The sequence below is a fragment of the Dialister hominis genome, from assembly GCF_007164725.1.
Lineage (GTDB): Bacteria > Bacillota > Negativicutes > Veillonellales > Dialisteraceae > Dialister > Dialister hominis.
In genome coordinates this window covers 2365075-2388599 of record NZ_AP019697.1, presented here as the reverse complement: position 1 = coordinate 2388599, position 23525 = coordinate 2365075, and the positions used below count along the sequence as shown (strand labels likewise).

The window sequence follows — 23525 nt, the reverse complement described above, 5'->3', positions numbered from 1 at the left end:
TGGGCCTCCTTTCTAGCCACTGATGGAATCAGCGTGGATGCGGAGCTGGCTGACGAAGCCTGTCTCCGGATCCGTTTCACTGCCGATTTCCAGTGTACCAGACACCGTGATCGGGCTGTCATAGGGCAGCGCCGTCACAGGGTCGTCTACCTTGACCACGATGATATTGTCCGGCCAGTCCGCATCGCTCGAGCAGAACGGGCAGACGGACATGGGGACTTCCGTCAGAACGAAGAACCGGATGGTCGGCGTCAAAGGCGGCGCCATGTATCCGGATATTGTCACCTCGCCTCCGGCAAGGCTCTGCGTCTTGTCCGAGAAGGTGAGGCCTTCGGCGGAGTATCCGGAATAGATTTCAGAGAAATCCAGGTTTTCAGCACGGGCTGTCCATCCGGAAAAGAGCGCCAGGAGCGTAGTCAAGAGGAGAAGGACGAGTCTTCTCATTTCTTATTGCCGTTGATTCCGAGAGCTCTCAGGATGCCGAAGAAGACTTCTGTATTATCCATGGTGCCGTGGAAATATTCGGAGCCAGGTCCGCCTGCATTGAGGAGAACGTCATCAGCTGCATGCGCTTCCTGTGCATCGTCCTTCGGTGTGTTGGCCGGCATGAGGACTTCCGGATCGCCTGGGTGGATGCGGGCCGGATTTGCCTTGGAAGAAGCGGAAGATACCTGATGGTATTCGATCTTGTCGCCGACTTTGGATGCTTCCTCTTTTGTCTCGGTGACGGAGAGTGCCGGCGGGGTCGGTGTCTTCATGAAGTGGTAGTTTTCATAGTATTCAGGATGGTTTGCATACTGTACAGCAAGCGTTACATCCGGATCCGGATTATCCGGGAATCCGTCATGATCGGCATCCTTGAAGGTCGGGAATATGGACTTCGCGTAAACGCGGACTGCTTCCGGACCCTTCTTGCCGTCTCTTTCATGGTAGGTGCCGCTGATGGAAATGCCGTGTGCATGGTCAGCTACGACGATGATCAGGGTATCATTGCCATGTTCCTTAGCCCAGTTTTCAGCGTATTCGATGGACTTGTCGAATTCAATCGTATCGTAAGCCGCACGCTGCCAGTCCATGACATGGAGATGCTTGTCGATGGATGCGCCTTCGATCATAGCGAAGAAGCCGTTCGGATTCTTGGAGAGGATGTCGAGAGATTTCTTCGTCATATTCATGAGGTTCGGCTGATCGGTGAAGCCCTTCAGGACCTTCGGGTTCTTCAGCATTTCACGGTCGATGTAAACGTTCATCGTGCCGGTGTGGAAGAGGCCGAGGAGCGGCTTATCGGACGGAGCTGCCATCATTTCCTTGGAAGTGGAAACGAAGATGTAGCCCTTGTCCTTGAAGTCCTGGATGATGTTGTCATTGTCTTTTCTCTTGGATCCCGGTACGGAGGACGGGAGGTAGCGGGCAGAGCCGCCGCCCATGATGACATCCGGACGATGGTTGTCGTCGAGGTAGCTCTTAGCCAGGAAATCCTGGTTTGCTCTTCTTCTGGTATGTCCGACCATAGCTGCCGGGGTAGCATCGGTGGATTCAGCCTGGGTGATGATGCCGATGGACATGCCGCGTGTACGCTTCAGAATTTCAGAAAGGTTTTCTACCTTTGGATCATCGAGCGGATCCTTGGTGGAGTCTTCGTAAACGCCCATAGCGTTGACTACGGACTTGTGTCCGGTCGCATAAGCGGATGCGGAGTTCGCACTGTCGGTGACGAGGGAGTCGTAGCCGGAAGTGGTGATGACTGCATTATGGTCGAGTTTTTCCATAGCCAGAAGGTCATTGTACTTGCCGTTTGTCATGCCTTTGGAAAGGATGCGGGCGATTTCTCTGGCCTGCAGCGACATTCCGTCGCCGATGAAAAGGATGACGTTCTTTGCGCGTTTCACAGCCTTTTCATTCACAACCTTGTACTTGGCTGTGGAGGTGGAAACGACGCCATTGTCATTAGCGCTGGCAGTGACAGTGATGTCACCAGTCTTCGGGAAGCTGACCTGATCGATGCGGTAGGAAACGACACCGTTATCAAGGGTCTTCTGGACAGCGTTCTTGCCGAAGAACTTGTCAGCCAGTACGCCATTGATATCGACTTTGACATTCTCCAGATTCTTAGCTCCGGAAACCTCTACGTCGAAATCAAAACGGGCGCCAGCCCAGAATTTAGCGGTGTCGACCGGAAGGATCCGGACATTCGCAGCATCGGATACCATAGCGGTTCCGAAAATTGCTCCGCCAGCCACAAGCGTCATGACAGCAGCCTTCAGGAAATTCTTTTTCATTTTATTCTCCTCTCAAAAATAGGAATCATTGCATTTACTACTGAAAAAGGTTCATGCAAGAGTTCTGATAAACTTTTGTATAAACTTAGCAAATTATCGATTAAAAATGAGAGGATTCTCTGATAATCTTGATAATTCATGTACTTCTGTAAAGAAATAGAAAAGTTTTCAATTCCCGCTCCTCCCCTTTCCCGAAAACCGTTCTTACGATAAAATAAAGGCAGAACATTTCCTTTTTTCTTCCAGTGGAAGGAGGCAAACTATGCCATACGTCAACATTAAAATTACAAAGGAAGGCAACATCACAAAGGAACAGAAAGCCGCCCTCATCAAAGGCGCCACTGACCTTCTCGTCAATGTTCTTCACAAGAACCCGGCCAGCACCGTCGTCGTCATCGACGAAGTAGACCTCGACAACTGGGGCCTCGGAGGCGATCCCATCCTCGTCGCAAGGGAAAAGAACAAGAAGAAATAAAAGAGTAAAAAGAGAGCCGCAGGAATGAGCAGTCATTCCTGCGACTTTTGCGTGGGGGAGAAAACCATAAAACCGAGCGATGCTCGAGGAACCTTTTTAGATTTTTAAGTACGATGAATACTGCACCCCTTTCCCGGCAACTTTAGAAAATGCATTTTCTAAAAAACCATAAAACCAGCCTAGCGGCTGAAGAAATGCAACTCATCTGCCCGACATCAGAATTTAAGGTCGGGCACCTTCCCTTCCAGGGCAAGGTCAAAGGCATTCTTCCCCGCTGGGGCAGGTCAAAGTCCTCCGCTACGACGCGGGCGGATAGTAACTTCGCTGTACTGAGTCCTGATTTCCTTTCATTTCTTTCCTTCCCACGAAAAAAGCGGTACCCTTGCGGGCGCCGCTTTTTTCGATCGTATTGGATTGGGAGATGATGCTATAGCCAGTCAGGAGCCGAAGGTAACTTCAGTTCCTGACCAACCATCTAGTTTTCTTTGGAGAAGAGTTCCATGCAGCCATCAGGTTTCCCATGCTGCATTGTCTTTCCCTGCGATAGCCTTGGCGGATTTCATTCCGTCAAGTAAGTATTGAAAGTCCCTGGGACTCCTTATTTATTGTCCTGTCCCGGGAAGTGTGGTCTCTTTATTTCCTGGCCAACCATCCAGTTAGCTTTGGAGAAGAATTCGATGTAGTCATCCATCAGGTTCGAGGTGACATAGACATCATCCTTGTCTGCCAGAGCTTTGACGGATTTGACTTCGTCCAGGAGGTACTTGAAGTCTTTCAGAACGCTTTCATAAGCTTCTTCAGAGGTGACTTCCTTGTTTTTGGCTTCTTCGATGGAAGAGAGTGCCAGGAAGCCTTTCATGGTGCTTTCCGGTTTGAGGCCGAGCTTCAGCATGTTTTCAGCGACGCCGTCGACAATCTCAGCGACTTCATCATAGTATTCTTCGAGTTTTGCATGGTCATCGAAGAAATGATAACCTTTCAGGTACCAGTGGAAGCTCTGCAGTTTATGATATTCCACAACAAGATCAGCAAGCAGTTTATTTAATTCTTTTTCCATAATAAATTTCCTCCTTATATAGTATGTCTTTCCGTATGTTTCGGGTTCGTGCCCTTATTATTTCTTAAGAACCTGGCCAACCATCCAGTTAGCTTTGTAGAACATTTCGATGTAGTCATCCATCAGGTTGGAAGTGACATAAACGTTGTCCTTTTCAGCGAGAGCCTTGACGGATTTAACTTCATCAAGCAGGTACTTGAAGTCCTTCAGAACTTCGGTGTAAGCTTCTTCGGAAGTGACTTCCTTGTTCTTGGCTTCTTCGATGGAAGACAGTGCCAGGAAACCTTTCATGGTGCTTTCCGGCTTGAGTCCAAGCTTCAGCATGTTTTCAGCAACGCCGTCGACAGCTTCAGCAACGGAGTCGTAGTATTCTTCAAGTTTTGCATGGTCATCGAAGAAATGATAACCTTTCAGGTACCAGTGGAAACTCTGCAGTTTATGATATTCCACAACAAGATCAGCAAGCAGTTTATTTAATTCTTTTTCCATAATAAATTTCCTCCTTATAACATGTATCCTTGGAAACCTTTCCGGTCTCTCTCTTGATCTGTATATATTGTATCGCTAATCGAATTTCTTCGATAGTAATATCATCTTTTATTTTATAACTATCGTATTCAATTCTGAGATTCATCCATCAGAGCCGATCTCAATTTCACCGGTTCCGACAGGAACTCTCATTTTTACTCAATCATACTTTATTGATTATATTTGCAAAATTATTCTGTTTTGCGTCGATTTGCCGCTTCAGGCATCCTGACCAGGGAAATGCGGCTTCTTGGTTTCTTCGCCGACCATCCATTCAGCCTTCGAGAAGAGTTCGATGTAGTCATCCATCAGGTTCGAGGTGACATAGACATCATCCTTCTCTGCCAGAGCTTTGACGGATTTGACTTCATCAAGCAGCTGTTTGAAATCCTTCAGGATGATTTCATACGCTTCTTCAGAAGTGACTTCCTTGTTCTTGGCTTCTTCAATTGTGGAGAGTGCCATGAAACCTTTCATCGTGCTTTCCGGCTTGAGGCCAAGCTTCAGCATGTTTTCGGCAACGCCGTCGACAGCGTCTGCAATGTCTCCGTAGTATTCTTCGAATTTCTTGTGATCATCAAAGAAGTGATAACCTTTCAGGTACCAGTGGAAGCTCTGCAGCTTGTGATACTCAACAACCAGATCAGCAAGTAATTTATTTAATTCCTTTTCCATTTTTTGTTCCTCCTTACCATACGATGGATATTTGGAAGACGCTCCCTCTCGGGGAGGTCTCTCCTTCGATCTGTGTATAGTATAGGTCAAAGCAAGCAGAGAAAATAGCAAATTCCTCCTTTGGTTTGTAACAATCGTCCATATATTGAAGAATTTCTTACTATTCTCATTTATAAATAAGCACTGTCACAAAGAGCAGTGGAAATCACTGCATATTATGACAGTATCCGGAAATAGAAAGGAGCGGCCCCGAAGGGCCGCTCTCTTGTTAACTAAGTTTATTTGGATTATCTGACTTCCTGTCCAACCATCCAGATGGCCTTGGAGAAAAATTCGATGTAATCATCCATCTTGGTAGATGTGAGGTAATCGCCGCTTTCATCAGCAGCTGCCTTGACGCCCTTGACTTCATCCAGGAGATACTTGAAATCTGCAAGGACAGCTTCATAAGCTTCTACAGAAGTCACTTCCTGATTCTTTGCTTCTTCGATAGAAGAGATCGAAAGGAAGCCTTTCATCGTGCTTTCCGGCTTGAAGCCAAGCATCAGCATATCTTCAGCGACGGTGTCGACTGCTTCAGCGATAGCGTCGTAATATTCTTCCAGCTTTGCATGATCATCGAAGAAGTGGTAACCCTTCAGGTACCAGTGGAAGCTCTGCAGCTTATGATATTCCACCACGAGATCAGCCAGTAAATGATTCAATTTCTTTTCCATATTTCTTCCTCCTATATACGATAAGACCCATGGGGTCAGTTCAAATTTGATGTTCTCAGTATACAGGAAAAGCAAATTTTCGAATAGTAAAATCGTTTCCAAAATTGTAACTATCGTATCTATATTTATACTTTTCGAAGATGAAAGAGCATGCGGAGTCTTGTTTGCAAGCGAAAAGGAGCCGCGGAAATGATCGCTCATCCCGCAGCTCCTCTCTTACCTTATATATAATTATTCTTCGACTCCTGTGACTTCGTAGCCTTCGATGCCGGAGAGGGCTTTTTCGTACATGCCCTCTGTCTTTTCAGGAACGCCTGCTTCGAGGAATACTTCAGCCACGCCTGTTTCATGAGAAGCGGTGACTTCCTTCACGCCCGGGAGCGCTTCGAAAGCAGCGCGGATTTTCTTCTCGCAGTTCTCGCAGCCCATTCCCTTGATGGAGACCCTCTGGTAATCCAAACGGTCGATCTTGAAAATAACCGGACGCGTGCCGTCAGAGCAGCAGCAGATCATCTGCCTCTCATCCTTCATCCAGCCGCGCATGATTCAGCCGCCCTGCAGCCCCGTGTAGATATAGCGGGAAATCGCATCCCATGCTTCCGAGCAGAAAGGCATCTTCGGCCCGCCTGCGACCTCGTCCGGATTTCCTTCTGCCTTTACCAGGGCGGAAAGGCCCATGTGCCAGAAATCATCCTTGCCAGCAGCGCATTCGAAGATGAACGTGTCGCCCACATTGTAGCAGGGGCATGCTCCCGACTTCGGATCCATGCAGTATGCTTCCTGCAGTTCCGGATACAGTTTCTTATCAATGACAGTCACTTTTACCTTATGCAGCATTTCATTCACTCCCTGTTCCCACATGGCGGTTTTCCCGCTCTTATTATGATGAAATTATTTAATGAAAAATGCGCGTCCTGCTTTTCTTGGAGCTGCCTTCGGCTGTTGGTCTGCATAACCGATGACCAGGTTGCCGATGCCAAGGTATTCCCCTTCAAGGCCGGCCTTCTTCAAGATTTCCTTTCCTTCTTCCGTCTCGAAGACTTCCTTCGCGCGGTGGATCCAGCATCCGCCAAGTCCCAGCGCATGAGCGGCAAGAAGCATCTGTCCGATGGCAAGGCTTCCGTCTTCGACGCCCTTGTCCCAGTCCTTCGGTGTCAGCACGGAAATCACGACCGGCGCACCGTAGAAGGGATCGAAACCTTCCTTCCATCCGCCAGCCTTGCGGTTCAGATCAGAAAGCTCATCACGCGTTTCTTTGTCCGTGACCGCCACAATCACCGGCTTCTGGTATCCCATGCCGCTTGGCGCATACAGCCCAGCTTCCACGATTTCCTTCACAAGCTCTTCCGGCACAGCCTCCGCCTTGTACTTTCTGACACTCCTGCGGTTTACAAGCGCATCCATGACTTCGTTCATATGTAAAACCTCCTTCGCTATTCTGTTTCAAGTATAGACCCATTGCCAGCTTTTAAACAAGTACGATATTTCTATGACAGCACACTACTTTAGTAGAGTGTATGCAGTGAAATATAGTACTTGCCCGCGCCGCTCACGCGTAGTACCATCATAGGAAAGAAAGGACGATGCAAATGGACCTGAAACTTGCGCACGAAGAATTCGAACGCGGCATCACGCACACCGGATTCCACTACACCATGTCCCTCATCAAGAGAAAATACAAACTGGGCATCATCTACTGCCTCATGATGAACGGCCCCACACGCTACAACGAACTCAAACGCCGCCTCGAAGCCGCCACCTTCCGCTCCCTGACAAACTCCCTCAAAGAACTCGAAGCCGACGGTCTCATCAGCCGCAAAGAATACAGCCAGATTTCCCCGAAAGTCGAATACGACCTGACCGAAAAAGGGAAATCCATGACCCCCTTCCTGGAGCTCCTCTGCGACTGGGGCTGCGAACACATGCCGAAAGAAAAATAAAGGAAATAAAAAGAGACTGTGACGAAATCCGTTAAAACGCTGCTTTTCCTTTTTCTCGAGCGAAGCGAGGTTTAAGGGTGTTAACCGTGCTCCGAAGGAGAAGGTCCCGGCGAAGCCGGGGAATACAGTAGTTTTCGAGCAAAGCGAGGTTTTGAGGTTTTCAGATAGAACCAATAAATACATTTGTTAGATAATCCTTTAATGGAATATTCCAATAGAAAAAGGGCCTGTGGCAAAATGATTAACCATTTCGTCACAGCCCCTTTTTTACATGGAAATCAATTAGAATTTATAGGCTGCAGAGACTTGGAAATTCCAGTCGTCATGAAGACCGGAAGAGAATTCGCGGGCAGCGGACAGGGACAGGCGCGCAAATGGCGTAACGTCACAGCGGCAGCCGATGCCGAGTGTCTTGACGTGTTCCTTTCCGCTTTCGGAAATGTCCATCGCATTCCACGCATCAGACATGGTGCCGTCGATATCATATCCGGTGCGGATGCCCCAGCCTGCATAAGCGGTAAGAAGCGATACCGGCGAGAGCGGAAGGGACGCCTTGAGCCCGGCTGAGAAGGAGCTGTAATGGCTTTCCTTCATGGTGAACGGGAATCCTTCCCCATCCTTCGTCGTGAATCCGCGGATGCCTGCATAAGCAGCGCGGACAAGAGGTGTGATCGTGCCCCTTCCTGCCGGGACATCCACGCCAACTTCCGCATGGACTCCCGCTGTGCGCGTGCTCATATCCACCAGACTGGTGTCCTTGATGCGGATTCCGCCGGCAAAGACATCTCCTGCCGCGTAGAGTCCGCCTGCAAAGTCATGACGCCCGTAAAGAAAGACACGGGTGAATTTCTTCTTCATGGACACTTCGCCGAGATTTTCCGTCCTGTCGAGCGAGGAATTCGTATGCATGACAGAAATACCGGCGCGGGAATGATCGGTATGATAGAGATCGACACCAGCCGCCAGATCGTTGTGGCTTCCGCTCCGGTCTCCCGGACCGTAATTGCCGCGTGACCAGTGCGCCCATACATTTTTATCATTGCTGTCTGGATAGAGCGGCGCATCCATGCCTGCCATGATGAAGCGGCCTGCTCTTCTGACAGCGCCTATCGTACGGAGAGCTTCATCGGAAACAACATTCTTATCCACTTCATACTTCCCTCCGACATAGCCTGCACTTTCATCCTGGCTGACTGGTGTCACGATGCCGTACATGCTCTCATCCGTCATCGTGGTGACGCCCTTAAGGGTTACACTGCTTCCTTGATCAAAAGACATGATCTTTGTCTTGGCCAGTTCGGAGGCCGGGGTCACGCCCTTTTCTCCGTTGGCACTGACATAGACCGTGCCGGATGCTGTTTTCGTATTGAGGAGACTGTGCGCATCATCCGTCACTTTGACAGCCAGCGTGCCGTTCTCACTCTTGAAATCATCCGTAGTCAGCGTTACCGGCGCATCTTTTCCGGAAAGATTCAGAGTGGCCTGCTTCATGGACAGAGAGGACGCTGTTGAATCCTTCGTCACATTCCATTGGGATCCTTCATCCAGGCTGACATTGACCTTGCCGGCCTTATTGGCAAGGAGCGCGCCAAACCTTTCTTTGTAATCCGGATACTTGGCATACATAGCAAGATCCTTGTCGATATTCATCTTCTCATTATCCACAGCCGCAGCACCTTCGAAAGTGCCGCCCTTGCTGATATTGATATCCATGACACCGCCATACGATGCCCAGACGGTGCCTTCATCCTTGTACGGCCCGTCTGCATCGGCGGAAACATCATAAGGGATTCCCTGATCAGGATCCGCGGAGGCCGCTTCATAGTAATGGCCTTCCGGATTGAATTTCAGTTCTTTGGCATTGATTGTCACTTTATTGCCAAGGAATATCGCGCTTGCCGACGTATCAAGAGAAAGAGAATCCGCATTGACCGTCGTTTCTGCTCCTTCTTCCAAAGCTGCATAGACATCCGATCCGACAGATTGGACGCGGTAAAGATGCGCTTCGGGAGCAGACAGGACTGCCGTCCCGTTGATATTCTTCACGCCGCCCTCCAGAGTGAGCGTCTTCCCTGCTTCCACCTTTGCCGTGCCGGAGTGGCTGATGGAAATGGACTGGTCGACCGGCTTGCCGTTCCTGGCGTTGCCCTTCGTATTTGCGATACTTTCCAGACTGATATTTTCTGCGCCAGGCGTTACAGATGAATCCGCTGCTTCTGCGTAGGATGCAGCATCCATGATGAGCGCACCGGCTGAAAGATTTTCAAGGCCGTGGATATCCAGCGTATTGCCGCCTTCTTTTACCATGATCGGATCCTTGATGGCAAGTGTTCCTCCATTTTTGGCCGCGATTGTGACTGTGTTCTTGTACTCTTCCTTTGGATTTCTCGTGTCCAGAAGATCAAGATTCAGTGAGTCCATCGTGCCATTGATCGTATTGGCGGAAATGGAAACGTTCGAGCGTCCCTTGGCCTGCACCTTTTTCCCTTCCAGTGTCAGCGTGTCCGCTTCAATCGTGCCTTCATCCCCTGCGAGAATAATATTTCCTTTCATGGAAACATCATTGCCCTTGATGGAGAATGTATCCGCTGTCTTTGACTTGATGGAGGAAGTGCTCGTTTCATCAAATTCAAGCCCGCCTTCCAGATGGATGCTCTTCCCTGTGAGCGCCATCTTCGACCGGCCTCCTGAAAGGACGACAGAATCATGGACGGTAAGAGATTCCGTATTCTCATCGCCGACGACCGTTTCCGCCAGGTCACTGTTTGTGCCAAGTCCGTTCATCTCGATCGTCTTGGCCCGCATCGTGAGCTTGGATTCGTGCCGGTTCGAGACATTATTCGCCTTGATGAAATCCTTCGCTTTCAGCGTGATTTCCGTCTCCTCAAATCCGGAAACACTGTTGATCGTCATGGAATTCGCATCCACCGAAATGATGCCCTCGCCGGACCTCGTCTGGATATCTCCCACGCGGTAAGACCCTCCGGCAATGCCGCTCTGGCTGATCCAGTCATTCCTGCGGTCTCCGATTTCATTATTCGCATCGCCCGCTACGAGATCCCCGGTGAGGTGGACGATGACCGAGGAGTGATACTCTTCCTCATCAGCCGGTTCATACCACTGGTTCTTATGCGCATAGAGCAGGTTGAAATTCATATTCTTTCCTTCGATCTGTATCGTCCCGCCCTTTTCTGCCTTTGCCACGATAGGATCATTCACCGTGAGTGTTCCTGAATAATCTTTATCCAGATCGTAATGATTTTTGATGAAAGCACTGTCCAGATACTTCGAATGGACGATGATCGTAATCGTATCGTCAGCTTTGCCATCGTCCTTCCCGATCGTTCCCTTTGTCCCATCGATCAACATCACATTGTACTTCCCGCGGGCAACCAGTGTCCCTGCAAGGTTCCCGCCCTCCGGTACATCGATCTTAAGATTCGTTCCCGAGTGAATCTTTGATGCCAGGTCAGCCTCAGGCCCCGTCAGCGTCAGTGCCGGCCCGTAAGACCTGGACCCTTCCGTGCTGTCCGCAAAAGCGAGCGGCGAAACACTCCCTGCAGCCATCATGGCAATCAGGCATACAGTCACCCTTCTTTTTAATTGTCTCATCTTAACATCCCTTTAATTAATATTAAGTGAGCAAATTAATGCTTCTTTAATTTCATAGGTCAGTTAATTAGAGTGTCAAATGTTATATTAATCTTATGTTAATCTAAAATAAGTTAGATAATAGAATGAAAATTAGTAATAACTTATTTTAAGATTAATATCTTATTGGATATCTGTGCTGTACGCAAGTGAACAGGCATTGGAAGCAGAAATGCAGCACTAAAAAAGAGACCCTCTTCAGGTCTCCTTTTCAGTGATTCTTTTATTTAATCTTCCCACCAAATACCGGGGAGTGGGATGCTTCGCCGTAGTCTTTGAAGGTGATTTTCTTCAGGGTTTCCATGTCTTCATCGGAAATAGTGAAGTCGACGTCTGCATTGGCTTTCATGTGGTCCGGGTTGGCTGTCTTTGGAAGGACGACGGTGCCGAGCTGGAGGTCGTAGCGGATGCAGAGCTGGGCGATGGTAGCGCCGTATTTCTTTGCCATGGGTTCGATGTCCTTGAGTTTCAGGGCTGCGCCATGGGCAATCGGCGAGTAGGCTTCGACTAAGATGTTTTCTTTCTTGCAGAAGTCGATGACACCGAATGGCGTGTTGCCGACGTGGCAGAGGAGCTGGTCGACCATCGGGCGGATCCTGCAGTTTTCAAGGATGTTCATCAGGTCTTCTTCGAGGAAGTTGGCGACGCCGATGGCTTTGACTTTACCTTCGTCGTAAGCGTCTTCGAGGGCTTTCCATACTTCGCGTTTGGCGAGGAGGCAGCGGTTTTCGGACTGGTTGACTTCTTTCCACGGCTGCGGGCTGTGGATGAGCATCATATCGATGTAGTCAAGGCCCATTTTGTTTAAGGTCTCGTCGATGGATTTGGATGCGCTTTCGTAGTCTTTGAGTTCAGCGGCAATCTTGCTGGTGACGAAGATGTCTTCTCTCGGGACGGATGCGGTGCGGACGCCTTCGCCGACGCCTCTTTCGTTGCCGTATGCCTGGGCGGTGTCGATCAGACGGTAACCGAAACCGATGGCTTTTCTGACAGCTTCTGCTGTGTCCTTGTCATCGATGAGCCATGTGCCAAGGCCAAATTTCGGGATGGTCAGACTGTCTTTCAATGTATATGTTTCGCTTAATATCATGGATTTCCTCCTTTATGAAACGAGGGAGCGCCCGAAGTCTTCGAGTTCCTTCTGTTTTCTTTCGAATCTGCTTTCGCTGCCGCAGGCGGTGAAGATGCCTCTGTCCCTGGTGCCCAGATAATCGAAGATAGCTTTGTACTGCGCCTTCGCTGCGTCGTAGACGCCCGGGGAGCCGGAGGTGAGGATCATGGCGCTTTCGCGGATGTTGTCCGGGATGCCTTTGGCATGCATGCGCTGGATGGCGGCTTCAAGCTGGGCGGATGGGGAGAAGAAATAGATCGGGCTGGCCAAAACGAGCATGTCCGCCTTCTTCATTTCCTCTTTGACTTCCTTCTCATCGTCCCTGATGATGCATTCGCCGTGTCCCCTGCCGTGGCAGTATTCGCAGCCAAGGCACCCGCGGATGGCCATGCGGCCGACGGGAAGTTCGACGACGTCGTTGCCCGCTTCTTCAGCGCCTCTTTTGAAAGCGGCGGTGAGGGTGCTCGTATTTCCATGCGCCCTTGCGCTGCCGTTCAGGATGAGGATTCTCAATCTTTATACACTTCTTTTGCGAAATTGAATGCAGCCCATGCTTTCGGCCAGCCTGCATAGAAGGCAGCGTGGGTCAGGATTTCTGCCATTTCTTCCTGAGTGACGCCGTTTCCCTTAGCTTTGGAAATGTGGAACTTCAGCGAGCTGTCCAGCGCTCCGCTTGCCATCAGGGCAGTGACGGTCACGATGCTTCTCAGTTTCGGGGAGAGTTTGTCTTCCCTGGCCCAGACTTCTCCGAAAAGGACGTCATCATTCAAATGTGCGAACTCTGGTGCGAATTCGCCGAGCTGATCTCTTCCTGCTGTTACTTTTGCCATTTTCATTTCCTCCTTCAATCAGTCAAGCTTGCTGTAATCTTCGTCAGATACAGGTTCGAGCCATTCGTTGCCGCATTCTTCTCCCGGCACTGCGATGGCGATGTGCTGGAACCAGCTGTCTTTCGTGGCGCCGTGCCAGTGTTTCACGCCGGTCGGGATATTGACGACATCGCCCGGTTTCAGTCTTCTTGCCGGCTGGCCCCATTCCTGGTACCATCCTTCGCCTGCGGTGCAGATGAGGATCTGTCCGCCGCCCTTCTTGGCGGTGTGGACGTGCCAGTTGTTGCGGCAGCCCGGTTCAAAGGTGACGTTGGAAATATGGACCTGTTCGGTCGAAAGCGGATAGAGGTAGCTCTGTTTGATGAAATACTTGGCATACGCTGTGTTCTTTTCCCCTGTCGGGAATACGCTGAGTTCCTTCATAATGAATTCCTCCCTATATTATACTTCGGATTTTTCGAAAATAATCGGTGTCGTTCCCATGTTGGCAAAGAATGAAATGTCGTCGTCCGTGTGGCCGATCGGCTGCTGTTCGAAGACTTCGCCGTTCTGGCTGTAAAGGATGACAAGGCTTCCCATCGGCGGCCAGTAGGAAATATCCCCTACCTTGTAGCCGGTGTCCTTAGCTTCCTTCGTCGGAAGGCTGCCGGCTCCCATGCGGAAGCACATTTCACGGTTGTACAGGTTCTGCATCGAATAGGTGACGGGCATCTTGTCCCAAAGGGCTCTGGCTGCCGCGTTATCGTAAAGTTTGGCATGAATGACATGGCTGCCCGATGTGATGCGGATGATTCTTTCTTCTGATTTCTTCACTGCTGATTCCCCGCTTTTATTTTGACTCTTTGCCGGTGCTGCCGAAACGGCGGCCGATGCGGCAGATGCGCTCTTGGCGCTGGCGGTATCGGAACCACAGCCCGTCAGAAGCGCGAAGGATGCTGCAAGCGCTGCAAGCGCGATCCATTTCTTTTTCATGATTTGTCCTCCCTGTATATCAGAAAATCCAGTTCATCGAGTGTTTTCTGCTTTTCATGGCACTCATCAAGCGCCTTTCTGCGAATCCGGTAAAGGAGCTGCTTTCTTGCCTCGGGCTCAGTCAGAGCCAGATAATCCCTGACTTCCTCCTTCGTCGCGCCCGCACGCTTCAGCGTCTCTTTGATTCCTGACAAGGTCGTCTCTTCCACAGGCGATCCGCCCCCTTTTCCTTTGAAGTGCTCAGAGCTTTGCTCTAAGGCCAATATACCGCGATTCGTTTGGCATGCGAAATAGTTATATTTCATATGAAAATATTCACTCAATGCATACTTTTCTGCAGGGAATGCGCTTATCCTTCGTAGACTTCCTTGGCATAGCGGAAAGCGGCCCATGCCTTCGGCCAGCCTGCATAGAAAGCGGTCTGCGTCAGGATTTCTGCCATTTCTTCCTTCGTGACGCCGTTTTCCTTGGCTTTCATGATGTGGAACTTGAGCGAGCTGTCGAGAACGCCGCTCGAAACGAAGGACGTGACAGTCACGATGCTCCTGATCTTGGCCGGAAGCTTGTCTGTTCTCGACCATACTTCGCCGAAGAGGACGTCGTCATTGAGATGAGCAAATTCCGGTGCAAAGCTGCCGAGCTGGTCATGTCCGGCGGTGACCTTCACAGCGGGAGCCGGCGCTGGTTCTGCGGTGCTGGCGCTCACCATGGACAATCCCGTGAAAGAAACAGCCAGGACGGCTGCGGCTGCGAATTTTCTAAGTGCTGAATGTTTCATCGTTTTCCTCCCCTTCTGCTATGGATTCCTTCTGCGGAGACCCGCGCGGAATCTTTCCATGAAAAAAATGCAGAGTTTCCTCTGCATTCACTATACCGCAATCAAATTACAACTTAAAATAGTTATATTTCATGGGTCGTTATTCAGTTTTTGCATACCTCTTGATCGTTGAAAGGAACGCGGATGCCGCGCCGAAGAAGGGCGATAATTTCTTCCATGCGACGACGGACGTTGCGGAAAGATCCGGCGAAAGCGGCCGGAAGGTGAATTTCTGCGGATCCAGGAAATTGACAGCACCCTCGAGCGTCATGGCGCAGGCTGTGCCGTCGGAGACAAGGTTCGCCACATTATTGATGAGGTTGTACGTCGCGATGAAGTCGAGGTGCTCCATGCTGCCGCCGAACCATCCTGCCAGTTCCTTCTGGACATTGGCGCGGTTCGTCATGACGAGCGGCTGATGCAGGAGATCCTTTCTGGAAATGAGCGGCTTTTCTTCGAGCGGATGGCCCTTCGGCATCAGGATGCCCCAGCGCTCCTTCACCTGCATGCGGACAAAGTCGTACTTCCCGATGTCCACCGGTTCCAGAAGGAACGCGAAATCCAGAAGGCCGCGGTCAAGCTGCTCGCGGAGATGATCGGCGCTGTTCGTGTATATATTGAAACGGACAGCCGGATGAAGCGCGCGGAATTCACTGATGAGCTTCGAAAGAATCTGCGCAGACATGAGCCCGCCGGTTCCGATCGAAACGACGCCGGACAATTCTTCCCCTGCCTTGAATTCCATGCGGATCTTGTCGATGATCTGCGTCACTTCCTCCGCGCGTCCGCGAAGAAGCACGCCCGCATCCGTCAGCTGCAGGTGCTTGCCGCGGATGAAAAGCTGCGTCCCCAGCTCCTCCTCCAGCGCCGCCATCTGACGGGACAGCGTCGGCTGCGTCACATGCAGCCGCTCCGCCGCTCTGGAAATATTCTCCTCCCTGACCACCGTCAGGAAATGATTCAGTACCTCGACATCCATACTATCCCTCCTTATCTAATTAGCATTATACGTTTCCTGTATGGATTTAGCAAATGTATGAAGAAGGAGTAGAGGCAGCAAGTGTTAGCGGAGTTCGCAGCACCGCTAACACTCCCCAAATAAAAAATAGACCTTCGGCGGGTCTATTTTTTGTATATCCTTTATTTCCTTTATTTCCTTATTTTCCCTGTGCCTTCCTCTATGGTGAGGCAGTAGGAGTTGTAGTGGTTGACGCCGGCTTCGGCTTTTTTGAGGCCGAGTTCTTGGTAGCCTTCGGAGAGGGCGTCGACGAGTTTCATGAGGCCGTCTATTTTGTCCTGGCCTTCGAGTTTGGTGACGGTGCCGAAGGCGATGACGGATTCGTAGCGGGTGGAGAACTGCTCGGGAAGGAGCTCGGTCTTTCCTACGACGCAGAAGGATGCCTTCTCTGAGTGCGCAAGGTTGTCCACTTTATGTCCCATCGTCGCGCTGTGGAAGTAGATTTTCCCGTCTTCGTAGACGTAGGAGACGGGGACGCCGTAGGGCCAGCCGTCTTCGCTGATGGTGGAGAGGACGCCGTAGACGTTTTCTTTCAGGATGCGGAGGATGTCTTCTTCGCCGGCCTGTCTGTCTTTTCTTCTCATCGGGTAGACTTTCATCAGATATTCTCCTTTGCAAGGAACTGGAGGATCTTGTTTCCTATTTCTCTGGAGTGGGTCTCCAGTGCGAAGTGGCCTGCGTCGAGGAGGCGGATGACGGCATTCGGGAGGTCTTTCTGGAATGCCTTGGCACCTGCCGGGATGAAGGAAACGTCGTTCTTTCCCCAGATGGCAAGGAGCGGCGGCTGATAAGTGCGCAGGTACTTCTGGAATGTCGGGTAGAAGGCGACGTTTGTCCTGTAGTCGTAAATGAGATCGGACTGGATTTCGTCTTCCCCTTCGCGGCTCATGTAGTAAAGGTCAAGCGTGTAATGGTCCGGAAGGACGCTGCCTTCTGCCTCGCCGCCCATGTACTGCGCGGTGACAGCCGGTGCGCGGAAGGCGGACTTGAAGGATTCGCGGAGCTCTTCCGTCGGATGGGCCCTGTAGGCAGCGCGGGCTTTCCATTTCTCGCCAAGGCCTTCTTCGTAGACGTTGCCGTTCTGGCTGATGATCGCGGTGATGCGGTCAGGATGCTTGCATGCGATGCGCATGCCGATCGGAGCGCCGTAGTCGAAGATGTACATGGCAAATTTCTTCACGTGCATTCTTGTGAGGAAATCGTCCATGACAGAGGCCAGATGATCGAATGTATACGCGAATTTATCGCGCGGTACCATTTCCGATTCGCCGAAGCCTGGATAATCGGGCGCGATGACGTGGTATTTCTCTGCCAGGATCGGCATCAGGTCAGAGAACATGTAGCTGGCCGTCGGGAATCCATGAAACAGCACGATGACCGGCGCATCTTCCCTTCCTGCCTCGCGGTAGAAGATGTCGGCGCCGCCCGCGCGGATCTTCCCGCAGCGAATATGAAAACTCATAAAAGCGCCTCCTTATGCTTCGGTTCCTTCTTTTCTTCCGATGATCAGGATCCACTTGTGGTTGAATCCGATATCCCCGTCGATACGGTACGGGTTGAGTCCCGTCTTATCACCGCCGGCGAGTTCCTCTTCCATGAGGCGGCGGATTTCCTCCCCGTCCTTCTTCGAGGCGCCCGAAAGCGTGAGCCACGGGGTCAGTTTCTGCGGGATGACCTTCGACGTGCTCATTTCGACGGTGAGGCCCTCCCCTTTGAAAAGGGCGAGCATTTCGTCCTGCGTAAGATTCCTCACGTGCGACGGGTCGCGGAGGCGTTCGATCTTGTCACGGATGACGCGGTACGGTTCTGCGCTTGCTTCCATGTCGACCAGAACGACGCGGCCGCCTTTTTTCGTCACGCGCGCCATTTCGGAAAACGGTTCCCAGACGTCCTTGAAATGATGGAACGCCAGGCGCGAGTGCGTGATATCGAATGTTTCATCAAGAAATGGCAGATCTTCCGCCATCCCTTTTACGTAAATCAAGTTGGAAAGGCCTTCCTTCTCGGCTGCTTTCCGTCCCTTTTCCAGCGCCTCTTCCGACATATCAAGCGGAACGACGGCACGGACGTAAGGCGAGAATGCGCGGCTGACTGCACAAGTGCCGGCTCCGACGTCGAGCACGGCATCATCTGGCCTCGGCCTTACGAAGGCAAGGTTGAACCCCAGGTATTCTCCTTTGGAAAAAATGTTCACCATTTCTCCAATATCCGGAGCCTTTTTCTCCAGGGGCGTGCGATTTTGCAATTGTTCTTCTTCCATAAACATGCCCTGCTTCTAAAAATATGTATTATTATTATTATTTTCTGATCATGATTTTATTTTCTTCCGGTTATCAGGATCCACTTATGATCGAATCCGATTCCGTTTTCCTTGCGGTAGGGGGCAAAGCCTGTCTTCTTGCCGCCGGAGAGTTCCGTTTCCATTGCGGTGCGGATGACTTTTCTCACGTCTTCCGGCGTATGCGTCACGTCCATCCAGCCTTCGAGGTCCTGCGGGATCGTCTTGGAGCTGTGGACTTCGATGGAAAGGTTCTCGCCTTTAAAGAGGTCTACCATTTCCTCTTCGGAAAGGTTCCTTACATGCGACGGATCGCGGAGGATTTCAAACTCATCGCGGACGGTTCTGTCCGGCTCAGGCGTGGCAGCCATGTCGACGAGGACGAGGCGGCCGCCCGGTTTTACGACGCGTGCCATTTCATGGAAAGCTGCATTCGGATCCGTGAAATGATGGAAGGCGAGACGGGAAATGACGATATCAAAGAACCCGTCGAGGAAGGGGATGTCTTCGACAAAGCCCTTCGTGAAAATAATATTTCTGTGGCCTTCCTTGTCAGCCTGTTTTCTGCCTGTTTCAAGCATGACGGGCGTCCCGTCCATGGAAACGACCGTCTTCACGTACGGCGCAAAGGCGCGGCTGACGGCGCAGGTGCCTGCAGCGGCTTCAAGCATGACGTCCTCCTTGTCCGGATTGACGGATGCGACGATGTAGTCGAGGTATTCCTTCTTCGAGAAAATGCGGCCCGGCTTTTCGAATTCAGCGGCCTGCTGGGCGAAGGATTCATGGATCTTTTCAATGTTCTCTGGTTTCATCATTTTTCTCCTTTTGAAATGGCCTTCCGTTTTCGCGCGGGAGTCTGTGATTTCTTATCTTTAGCTGGCTCCTTCTTCACCGGCGCAAGATCCTTCAGCTCCGGCACCTGCCCTCCGGCAGCGGCCCAGAAGTAAAGGCTTGCGACGCTCCCATAGGGAGAGAGGCGTCTTCTGTATTTCTCAAATAATTTCCTGTCTATTTTCCTGTGATGGTAGACCATCCGCATGCCGCGGAGGACAGCGAGATCACCGAAGCTCAGGACATCCGGCCGCTCCAGGCAGAAGAGAAGAAGCATCTCCGCCGTCCAGACGCCGATACCTTTCAGGGACGACAGCGCTTCGATGGCTTCCTCGTCGCTCATGTGCTCGACAGCTGCCAGATCGAACTCGCCGGGGACGACCTTCCTGGCGAAATCCTTCATGTAGCCGGCTTTCCGGAAGGAAATCCCGACAGACTGGATATCTTCCACACTTGCATGATCGATCGCCTCAGGCGTCACAGCGCTGAACTTGTCCAGCGCCCTCTGCCAGACAGTCGCCTGCGCCTTCGTGGAAATCTGCTGCCCCACGATATGCCGCATGACAGCCGAGAAAAGATCCGGATCGGTCTTGCGATAGACATGCCCGACCCGGTCGATCACCTCTGCCAGCTTCTTATCCTTCTTCTTCAGATATTCCGTTTCCTTTTCGCCATAAGCGAAGCATCCGTTTTCATCCGGCATGGCTCAGTCACCCTCTTCTTCATCCCGCGGCGCTTTGACGTAGACGCCCAGGATATGTTTCAGACCGTGGAACGGATACGGCGCGTCTTCTTTGGTTCCGTAGTAGACATCCTCGACGCGCGCGGCGATTTCATTATAGTCAGGGCCGACCGGGACGCGTACATAATCCCCCGGATGCACTTCATCGATATCACAGAGGTAGCAGTACAGACTGCCGCCTTCCTCGTAGGAAACGTCGCAGTAGGTGTAGTCTCCTTCCCTCTTTTCCGTCCGCTTGCCGTAGAGGCTCTTGTCCAGGAGCATGGAATACGAGCTGATCGGGAGGAATACCGAGAGCACTTTCATGAAATTTCCCCATTTCCTGGGAAGATGCGCTCTGTCATAACGGCCGGAAGCGACATCGGCCTTGCCCCCGGAAGCGCCTTCCAGTGTGAGGTAATAAAGGACGCTGCCCTCCGGATACGTTTCATCTGGATCGATCACCGCCGGATTCTCCAGTCTATAGACAGGATATTTCCGCAGTGATTCGATGGCTCCGTTTTGCAGGGAAACCGTGATCTTTCTCCCCTGCTCGTCATATACGTCAAGCTTTACCCTTTCCCTGATGAAATCAATGGAAAGCAGCTCAAAAGCTGCGGGCCGGCCGCCCCCTGTCCTGAAAAGATGAACCGTAAGGCCTGTCAGATCGACGTCTTCGCCGTCCAGGAGGAAAAGGTCATCCCGCTTGAGAGCCCTTCTGATGAAACGGGAAAGAGGCGGAGCGCCGCAGCCTTCCCAGCCGATCGCATAGGATGCCCTCAGCACCCGGCCGTCCTCATAGACGATCTTCATCTCCCATATGCCATCCGCCGGCCGGACAAAGCCGTCCGGACTTATTTCCACTTTCCCGGGAAGAGAACGGTAATGGAGGAGAATTTCTTCAGAATACTCTAGCAGGAAATGGATTTTCTGCTTTCCGACATGGACAGACGATTTCTTCCCGTCCTTTTTCAGGGCGGAAATTTTTCCGTTCTTCTTCATTTTCACCTTTTCAATGAAACCTGTCCTTGCCCCTTCGCCCCCAGTGGAACGAATCGTGACACTTTTGATTCCTAGTTTCTTTCCCATCGCATTCTCCTTTCTCCCCGGGCCGCCTTTGAAGAGCCCCGACGCAGACTTAATTTTGCTTTCATTATACCAATTTTTCTGATTGTATTTCTCAGTATGACGCTAACACGCAAAAAGTGCGGGCTATCCCACGCTTTTTCTCAAAATTTAATATCTATTTTAAAACCCCATGTATTTTTCGGGCCAGGTGTTTATTTTTGTCTGCCGCCGGATGCTTTGCCGCCGAGATGGTAAAAAAGCCCTGCCTTCGTGTTCTTTGTCAGGACGTAACCGGCATACGCCGACCAGAAGCGGGTATCCATCCCGTTCATCAGCCCGTAATCAAGGACGTCCGTCTCATCGAGCGCCGTCACGCCGAAAAGGTACGAGCCACTGTCCGCGGCAATGTAAGAAAGGGAAATCGTCTTGCTGCCAGGGACGCCGTCTATTTCACGGCCCCAGCGAAGACCTGCCATGCGGTAAGCCGCATTCTTTCTCCCAAAGCCTTCATGATTGAAATGCGTCACGATGTAGTCGCCGACCGCATCCCACTTCCCGCCCAGATGAATATCCGCGCCCGCGCCATACATCGACGCCTTGAGCCCCTCAGAAGGAGCAAGGATCCCCTTCATCGTGCCCGTATCCTTCCAGTAAAACGCAGAAAGCTCCGAGCCATTCGCCGCGCGCCCTGCAATCCTTGCGTACCAGGACTCCATCTCGGACTTGCCGCCATAGAAATACTGTCCCCACATCGCGTGGACCGACTGCGGATAACCGATGCCGGCCTGAAGGGAAAACGAATCCGTCCCCGTTTCAAAAGTCAGCCCGTCATACGCCGCATCCGGATCCCAGAAGAAACCCGCCTGATCCAGACGGATCCCCTGGCGCCCTGCCGTGATGGCACTATTCTTTCCCATCTGCCAGCAGACATTCGCCCGGTCAAACTTCACATCTTCGTCGCCCGTCTCGCCAAAACTCATGAGCGTCGTCATGCGTCCGTTCACCGTCACCTTCGGAGCCACTTCTGCCTTCGAAGAAATACGCAGACGCGCATCTTCGTAACTCGACATGTCCCCGGCACGATGATGGATATCCTTCTCCGGATCAGCCACGCCCTCCAGAAGATCGAAGAAACGCAGACGGTAATCCCCGCTCCAGGAAATATTTCCCTGCTGCTTCTCCAGATTTCTTACACGCACGCCAAGAGACGAGAGCTCGCCGCCATACTCCTCGGCAAGTTTCTCGGTCATTCTTCTGTCTCTATCGCTGAGCTGATCTTCCTTCGCAAGAAGACGAGCCGTGATCTGTGCCCTCTCATAACGAGTCACATTCCGCTCCTCGCGGAACATCCCGTCCGGATACCCGGAAACGACCCCTTCCTCCGACAACTCCGAAACAGCCTGATACGCCCAGTCATCCGGCGTAACGTCTGCGAAGGGGTTCGCAGCCAAAGACACCGCGCCCATCATCGTAAGCGGCAAAAGCGCCGCCAGCCATTTCCTCTCCATCATACCCTCCGAACCATTAGTGAAAATCCCACTGATTTTCCACCCTATTTTTCCAGTATAATGCAATATCCGCTTAATGAGCAGATACAACTTTTAAGAAAATTGAAATCTTTTCGTTAGAAATGGAAAAGAGGGACGGTTTGCTCGTTTTCCCGAGCACAGCTAATACTCGCCTTCCCAGACGGGGAAGGTGCCCGAAGGGCGGATAGGGTTGATTACCACGAGCGAAGCGAGGATTGCTTGTTTTCCTCGAACGAAGTTCGGTTTAAGGGTGTTACCCTTGCTCCAAAAGGAGAAGTCCTGCTACCAAAAAGCAAGTGCCAATTTCATTTTTTTTGCAACTTTTTTCTAAATCCGGCGTTTTCTCTTTGTCCACTTAATTTTGGGCAGCACAAAAAGGCCGATCTTTCCCTCGGTTTTTTCGCGCTTTTCTTTAGTTAAATCTTGCTAATTCATTGAGCTTAGGCGGTGACTTTAGTTTTAGCTCTGGTTTTGGATCTGGTTTTAGTTTTGGCTCTTTCTGCAAGTGCCATATTATCGTATAACTCTTTTATTCGTGCATATATTATCCGTAAGAATTTGTTTAAAGCTGCAATCTTTGCTACTTTTGGTGGCTTTCCCTCGGCTTCTTTCCTGAGCATATAATCATAAACATCAGGATTTTTCCTGACCTTTTCCCATGTTCTCTTCTGAGCCCTTAAAGCCATCATTATTTCGTAACCAGTGTCACGAAATACTTTCGAGCCTTTCTTTGTTATATGCCTATGCGTACTACTGAAATCTCCGGATTCATCGGGAGGTGAATCTATCCCGGCATATGCGACCAGTGCCTTTGAGTTTTTGAATCGCCGGATATCTCCTGCGGAGCCGAAGGATCTTGCTGCTAATGGATCTCCAACGCCTGGCATTTCTCTAACAATCTGGTATTCAGGAAGTTTCTTGGCCTCTTCAATCATTTGTGTTACTATGGTGACAAGAGTCCTGTTGACTCCGCTCAGCTTGTCGACGATACATTGGAGAATGGTTTTAACCGTTGGATTTGCTGGGTAA

The 23525-nt window shown here is 51.1% G+C and carries 27 protein-coding genes and 1 pseudogene; 2 read left to right on the top strand and 26 right to left on the bottom strand.

Annotated elements, in window-relative coordinates; all coding sequences use genetic code 11:
- Positions 1-12: 12 nt before the first annotated feature.
- Together Dia5BBH33_RS10910 and Dia5BBH33_RS10905 are read right to left on the bottom strand one after the other, a co-directional pair.
- Complete coding sequence (locus Dia5BBH33_RS10910) at positions 13-444, bottom strand: hypothetical protein (RefSeq protein ID WP_022382741.1); 432 nt, start codon at positions 442-444, stop codon at positions 13-15.
- Entirely contained in the window at positions 441-2279 is a 1839-nt protein-coding gene (locus Dia5BBH33_RS10905) for an alkaline phosphatase (RefSeq protein ID WP_144269369.1), read from the bottom strand. The genes Dia5BBH33_RS10910 and Dia5BBH33_RS10905 overlap by 4 nt, the downstream gene beginning before the upstream one ends.
- Before the next feature lie 262 nt (positions 2280-2541).
- Here Dia5BBH33_RS10905 and Dia5BBH33_RS10900 point away from each other — a divergent pair, with 262 nt between their 5' ends.
- Positions 2542-2754, top strand: coding sequence for a tautomerase family protein (locus tag Dia5BBH33_RS10900; protein WP_232518057.1), 213 nt, complete (start codon positions 2542-2544; stop codon positions 2752-2754).
- Positions 2755-3352: 598 nt separating this feature from the next.
- Here Dia5BBH33_RS10900 and Dia5BBH33_RS10895 read toward each other — a convergent pair.
- The 7 genes and pseudogenes from Dia5BBH33_RS10895 to Dia5BBH33_RS10870 all read right to left on the bottom strand — a co-directional run bounded on the left by Dia5BBH33_RS10895 (position 3353) and on the right by Dia5BBH33_RS10870 (position 7146).
- Positions 3353-3811, bottom strand: a complete 459-nt coding sequence (locus Dia5BBH33_RS10895; protein WP_108850229.1) for a Dps family protein — start codon at positions 3809-3811, stop codon at positions 3353-3355.
- Between the two features lie 57 nt (positions 3812-3868).
- Positions 3869-4300, bottom strand: a complete 432-nt coding sequence (locus tag Dia5BBH33_RS10890) for a Dps family protein (protein ID WP_022382745.1) — start codon at positions 4298-4300, stop codon at positions 3869-3871.
- 258 nt (positions 4301-4558) lie between these two features.
- Positions 4559-5014, bottom strand: a complete 456-nt coding sequence (locus tag Dia5BBH33_RS10885) for a Dps family protein (protein ID WP_144269367.1) — start codon at positions 5012-5014, stop codon at positions 4559-4561.
- A gap of 287 nt (positions 5015-5301) precedes the next feature.
- A complete protein-coding gene (locus tag Dia5BBH33_RS10880; protein ID WP_108850933.1) occupies positions 5302-5730 on the bottom strand; it encodes a Dps family protein in 429 nt (142 codons plus the stop codon).
- Between the two features lie 231 nt (positions 5731-5961).
- Positions 5962-6159 (bottom strand): heavy-metal-associated domain-containing protein, encoded by a 198-nt coding sequence (locus Dia5BBH33_RS11360; RefSeq protein ID WP_232518132.1) that lies wholly within the window; start codon positions 6157-6159, stop codon positions 5962-5964.
- An 84-nt stretch (positions 6160-6243) separates the two neighbouring features.
- Positions 6244-6567, bottom strand: a pseudogene (locus Dia5BBH33_RS11220) (TIGR04076 family protein); the annotation flags it as partial.
- A 54-nt stretch (positions 6568-6621) separates the two neighbouring features.
- Positions 6622-7146: a nitroreductase family protein gene (locus Dia5BBH33_RS10870; protein ID WP_108850231.1), complete on the bottom strand. Its 525-nt coding sequence runs from the start codon at positions 7144-7146 to the stop codon at positions 6622-6624.
- A 173-nt stretch (positions 7147-7319) separates the two neighbouring features.
- Here Dia5BBH33_RS10870 and Dia5BBH33_RS10865 point away from each other — a divergent pair, with 173 nt between their 5' ends.
- A complete protein-coding gene (locus tag Dia5BBH33_RS10865; protein WP_144269366.1) occupies positions 7320-7670 on the top strand; it encodes a winged helix-turn-helix transcriptional regulator in 351 nt (116 codons plus the stop codon).
- Positions 7671-7952: 282 nt separating this feature from the next.
- Here Dia5BBH33_RS10865 and Dia5BBH33_RS10860 read toward each other — a convergent pair whose 3' ends face one another.
- The 17 genes from Dia5BBH33_RS10860 to Dia5BBH33_RS11435 form a co-directional block, all read right to left on the bottom strand.
- Positions 7953-11282 carry an autotransporter outer membrane beta-barrel domain-containing protein gene (locus Dia5BBH33_RS10860; RefSeq protein ID WP_144269365.1) on the bottom strand — a complete coding sequence of 1110 codons (3330 nt, stop codon included), beginning with the start codon at positions 11280-11282 and terminating at the stop codon, positions 7953-7955.
- Between the two features lie 262 nt (positions 11283-11544).
- Entirely contained in the window at positions 11545-12411 is an 867-nt protein-coding gene (locus Dia5BBH33_RS10855; protein ID WP_144269364.1) for an aldo/keto reductase, read from the bottom strand.
- 12 nt (positions 12412-12423) lie between these two features.
- Positions 12424-12945, bottom strand: a complete 522-nt coding sequence (locus Dia5BBH33_RS10850; protein ID WP_144269363.1) for a flavodoxin family protein — start codon at positions 12943-12945, stop codon at positions 12424-12426.
- On the bottom strand, positions 12942-13262 hold the full coding sequence (locus Dia5BBH33_RS10845; protein WP_108850236.1) for a carboxymuconolactone decarboxylase family protein: 321 nt from the start codon (positions 13260-13262) through the stop codon (positions 12942-12944). Before Dia5BBH33_RS10845 ends, Dia5BBH33_RS10850 begins: the two co-directional genes overlap by 4 nt.
- An 18-nt stretch (positions 13263-13280) precedes the next feature.
- A complete protein-coding gene (locus tag Dia5BBH33_RS10840) occupies positions 13281-13685 on the bottom strand; it encodes a cupin domain-containing protein (protein ID WP_108850237.1) in 405 nt (134 codons plus the stop codon).
- Positions 13686-13703: 18 nt separating this feature from the next.
- Entirely contained in the window at positions 13704-14234 is a 531-nt protein-coding gene (locus Dia5BBH33_RS10835) for a cyclophilin-like fold protein (RefSeq protein ID WP_198419613.1), read from the bottom strand.
- On the bottom strand, positions 14231-14428 hold the full coding sequence (locus Dia5BBH33_RS10830; RefSeq protein WP_144269362.1) for a hypothetical protein: 198 nt from the start codon (positions 14426-14428) through the stop codon (positions 14231-14233). Before Dia5BBH33_RS10830 ends, Dia5BBH33_RS10835 begins: the two co-directional genes overlap by 4 nt.
- A gap of 155 nt (positions 14429-14583) precedes the next feature.
- Complete coding sequence (locus Dia5BBH33_RS10825; protein WP_108850239.1) at positions 14584-15012, bottom strand: carboxymuconolactone decarboxylase family protein; 429 nt, start codon at positions 15010-15012, stop codon at positions 14584-14586.
- A gap of 139 nt (positions 15013-15151) precedes the next feature.
- Complete coding sequence (locus Dia5BBH33_RS10820; RefSeq protein ID WP_108850240.1) at positions 15152-16030, bottom strand: LysR family transcriptional regulator; 879 nt, start codon at positions 16028-16030, stop codon at positions 15152-15154.
- A gap of 170 nt (positions 16031-16200) precedes the next feature.
- Positions 16201-16668, bottom strand: coding sequence for a pyridoxamine 5'-phosphate oxidase family protein (locus Dia5BBH33_RS10815; protein ID WP_144269361.1), 468 nt, complete (start codon positions 16666-16668; stop codon positions 16201-16203).
- Positions 16668-17531, bottom strand: a complete 864-nt coding sequence (locus Dia5BBH33_RS10810) for an alpha/beta fold hydrolase (protein WP_144269360.1) — start codon at positions 17529-17531, stop codon at positions 16668-16670. Before Dia5BBH33_RS10810 ends, Dia5BBH33_RS10815 begins: the two co-directional genes overlap by 1 nt.
- A 12-nt stretch (positions 17532-17543) precedes the next feature.
- Positions 17544-18329, bottom strand: a complete 786-nt coding sequence (locus Dia5BBH33_RS10805) for a class I SAM-dependent methyltransferase (RefSeq protein ID WP_162501810.1) — start codon at positions 18327-18329, stop codon at positions 17544-17546.
- Positions 18330-18385: 56 nt separating this feature from the next.
- Complete coding sequence (locus Dia5BBH33_RS10800; RefSeq protein WP_162501809.1) at positions 18386-19159, bottom strand: class I SAM-dependent methyltransferase; 774 nt, start codon at positions 19157-19159, stop codon at positions 18386-18388.
- A complete protein-coding gene (locus Dia5BBH33_RS10795) occupies positions 19159-19881 on the bottom strand; it encodes a DNA-3-methyladenine glycosylase family protein (protein WP_144269357.1) in 723 nt (240 codons plus the stop codon). The genes Dia5BBH33_RS10800 and Dia5BBH33_RS10795 overlap by 1 nt, the downstream gene beginning before the upstream one ends.
- Before the next feature lie 3 nt (positions 19882-19884).
- Complete coding sequence (locus Dia5BBH33_RS10790; RefSeq protein WP_144269356.1) at positions 19885-20988, bottom strand: hypothetical protein; 1104 nt, start codon at positions 20986-20988, stop codon at positions 19885-19887.
- A 191-nt stretch (positions 20989-21179) separates the two neighbouring features.
- Positions 21180-22478 carry an S-layer homology domain-containing protein gene (locus Dia5BBH33_RS10785; RefSeq protein WP_144269355.1) on the bottom strand — a complete coding sequence of 433 codons (1299 nt, stop codon included), beginning with the start codon at positions 22476-22478 and terminating at the stop codon, positions 21180-21182.
- Between the two features lie 458 nt (positions 22479-22936).
- On the bottom strand, positions 22937-23383 hold the full coding sequence (locus Dia5BBH33_RS11435; protein WP_332835641.1) for a transposase: 447 nt from the start codon (positions 23381-23383) through the stop codon (positions 22937-22939).
- Between the last annotated feature and the right edge of the window lie 142 nt (positions 23384-23525).

What these genes read in the sequence shown, in the direction of transcription:
- Dia5BBH33_RS10860 (WP_144269365.1), bottom strand. Translation starts at nt 11,282, where the DNA reads ATGAGACAATTAAAAAGAAGGGTGACTGTATGCCTGATTGCCATGATG.
- Dia5BBH33_RS10870 (WP_108850231.1), bottom strand. Translation starts at nt 7,146, where the DNA reads ATGAACGAAGTCATGGATGCGCTTGTAAACCGCAGGAGTGTCAGAAAG.
- Dia5BBH33_RS10815 (WP_144269361.1), bottom strand. Translation starts at nt 16,668, where the DNA reads ATGAAAGTCTACCCGATGAGAAGAAAAGACAGACAGGCCGGCGAAGAA.
- Dia5BBH33_RS10910 (WP_022382741.1), bottom strand. Translation starts at nt 444, where the DNA reads ATGAGAAGACTCGTCCTTCTCCTCTTGACTACGCTCCTGGCGCTCTTT.
- Dia5BBH33_RS10785 (WP_144269355.1), bottom strand. Translation starts at nt 22,478, where the DNA reads ATGATGGAGAGGAAATGGCTGGCGGCGCTTTTGCCGCTTACGATGATG.
- Dia5BBH33_RS10810 (WP_144269360.1), bottom strand. Translation starts at nt 17,531, where the DNA reads ATGAGTTTTCATATTCGCTGCGGGAAGATCCGCGCGGGCGGCGCCGAC.
- Dia5BBH33_RS10845 (WP_108850236.1), bottom strand. Translation starts at nt 13,262, where the DNA reads ATGGCAAAAGTAACAGCAGGAAGAGATCAGCTCGGCGAATTCGCACCA.
- Dia5BBH33_RS10885 (WP_144269367.1), bottom strand. Translation starts at nt 5,014, where the DNA reads ATGGAAAAGGAATTAAATAAATTACTTGCTGATCTGGTTGTTGAGTAT.
- Dia5BBH33_RS10825 (WP_108850239.1), bottom strand. Translation starts at nt 15,012, where the DNA reads ATGAAACATTCAGCACTTAGAAAATTCGCAGCCGCAGCCGTCCTGGCT.
- Dia5BBH33_RS11435 (WP_332835641.1), bottom strand. Translation starts at nt 23,383, where the DNA reads ATGCCAGGCGTTGGAGATCCATTAGCAGCAAGATCCTTCGGCTCCGCA.
- Dia5BBH33_RS10835 (WP_198419613.1), bottom strand. Translation starts at nt 14,234, where the DNA reads ATGAAAAAGAAATGGATCGCGCTTGCAGCGCTTGCAGCATCCTTCGCG.
- Dia5BBH33_RS10855 (WP_144269364.1), bottom strand. Translation starts at nt 12,411, where the DNA reads ATGATATTAAGCGAAACATATACATTGAAAGACAGTCTGACCATCCCG.
- Dia5BBH33_RS10890 (WP_022382745.1), bottom strand. Translation starts at nt 4,300, where the DNA reads ATGGAAAAAGAATTAAATAAACTGCTTGCTGATCTTGTTGTGGAATAT.
- Dia5BBH33_RS10840 (WP_108850237.1), bottom strand. Translation starts at nt 13,685, where the DNA reads ATGAAGGAACTCAGCGTATTCCCGACAGGGGAAAAGAACACAGCGTAT.
- Dia5BBH33_RS10865 (WP_144269366.1), top strand. Translation starts at nt 7,320, where the DNA reads ATGGACCTGAAACTTGCGCACGAAGAATTCGAACGCGGCATCACGCAC.
- Dia5BBH33_RS10895 (WP_108850229.1), bottom strand. Translation starts at nt 3,811, where the DNA reads ATGGAAAAAGAATTAAATAAACTGCTTGCTGATCTTGTTGTGGAATAT.
- Dia5BBH33_RS10790 (WP_144269356.1), bottom strand. Translation starts at nt 20,988, where the DNA reads ATGGGAAAGAAACTAGGAATCAAAAGTGTCACGATTCGTTCCACTGGG.
- Dia5BBH33_RS10900 (WP_232518057.1), top strand. Translation starts at nt 2,542, where the DNA reads ATGCCATACGTCAACATTAAAATTACAAAGGAAGGCAACATCACAAAG.
- Dia5BBH33_RS10905 (WP_144269369.1), bottom strand. Translation starts at nt 2,279, where the DNA reads ATGAAAAAGAATTTCCTGAAGGCTGCTGTCATGACGCTTGTGGCTGGC.
- Dia5BBH33_RS10795 (WP_144269357.1), bottom strand. Translation starts at nt 19,881, where the DNA reads ATGCCGGATGAAAACGGATGCTTCGCTTATGGCGAAAAGGAAACGGAA.
- Dia5BBH33_RS11360 (WP_232518132.1), bottom strand. Translation starts at nt 6,159, where the DNA reads ATGGGCTGCGAGAACTGCGAGAAGAAAATCCGCGCTGCTTTCGAAGCG.
- Dia5BBH33_RS10805 (WP_162501810.1), bottom strand. Translation starts at nt 18,329, where the DNA reads ATGGAAGAAGAACAATTGCAAAATCGCACGCCCCTGGAGAAAAAGGCT.
- Dia5BBH33_RS10880 (WP_108850933.1), bottom strand. Translation starts at nt 5,730, where the DNA reads ATGGAAAAGAAATTGAATCATTTACTGGCTGATCTCGTGGTGGAATAT.
- Dia5BBH33_RS10800 (WP_162501809.1), bottom strand. Translation starts at nt 19,159, where the DNA reads ATGAAACCAGAGAACATTGAAAAGATCCATGAATCCTTCGCCCAGCAG.
- Dia5BBH33_RS10820 (WP_108850240.1), bottom strand. Translation starts at nt 16,030, where the DNA reads ATGGATGTCGAGGTACTGAATCATTTCCTGACGGTGGTCAGGGAGGAG.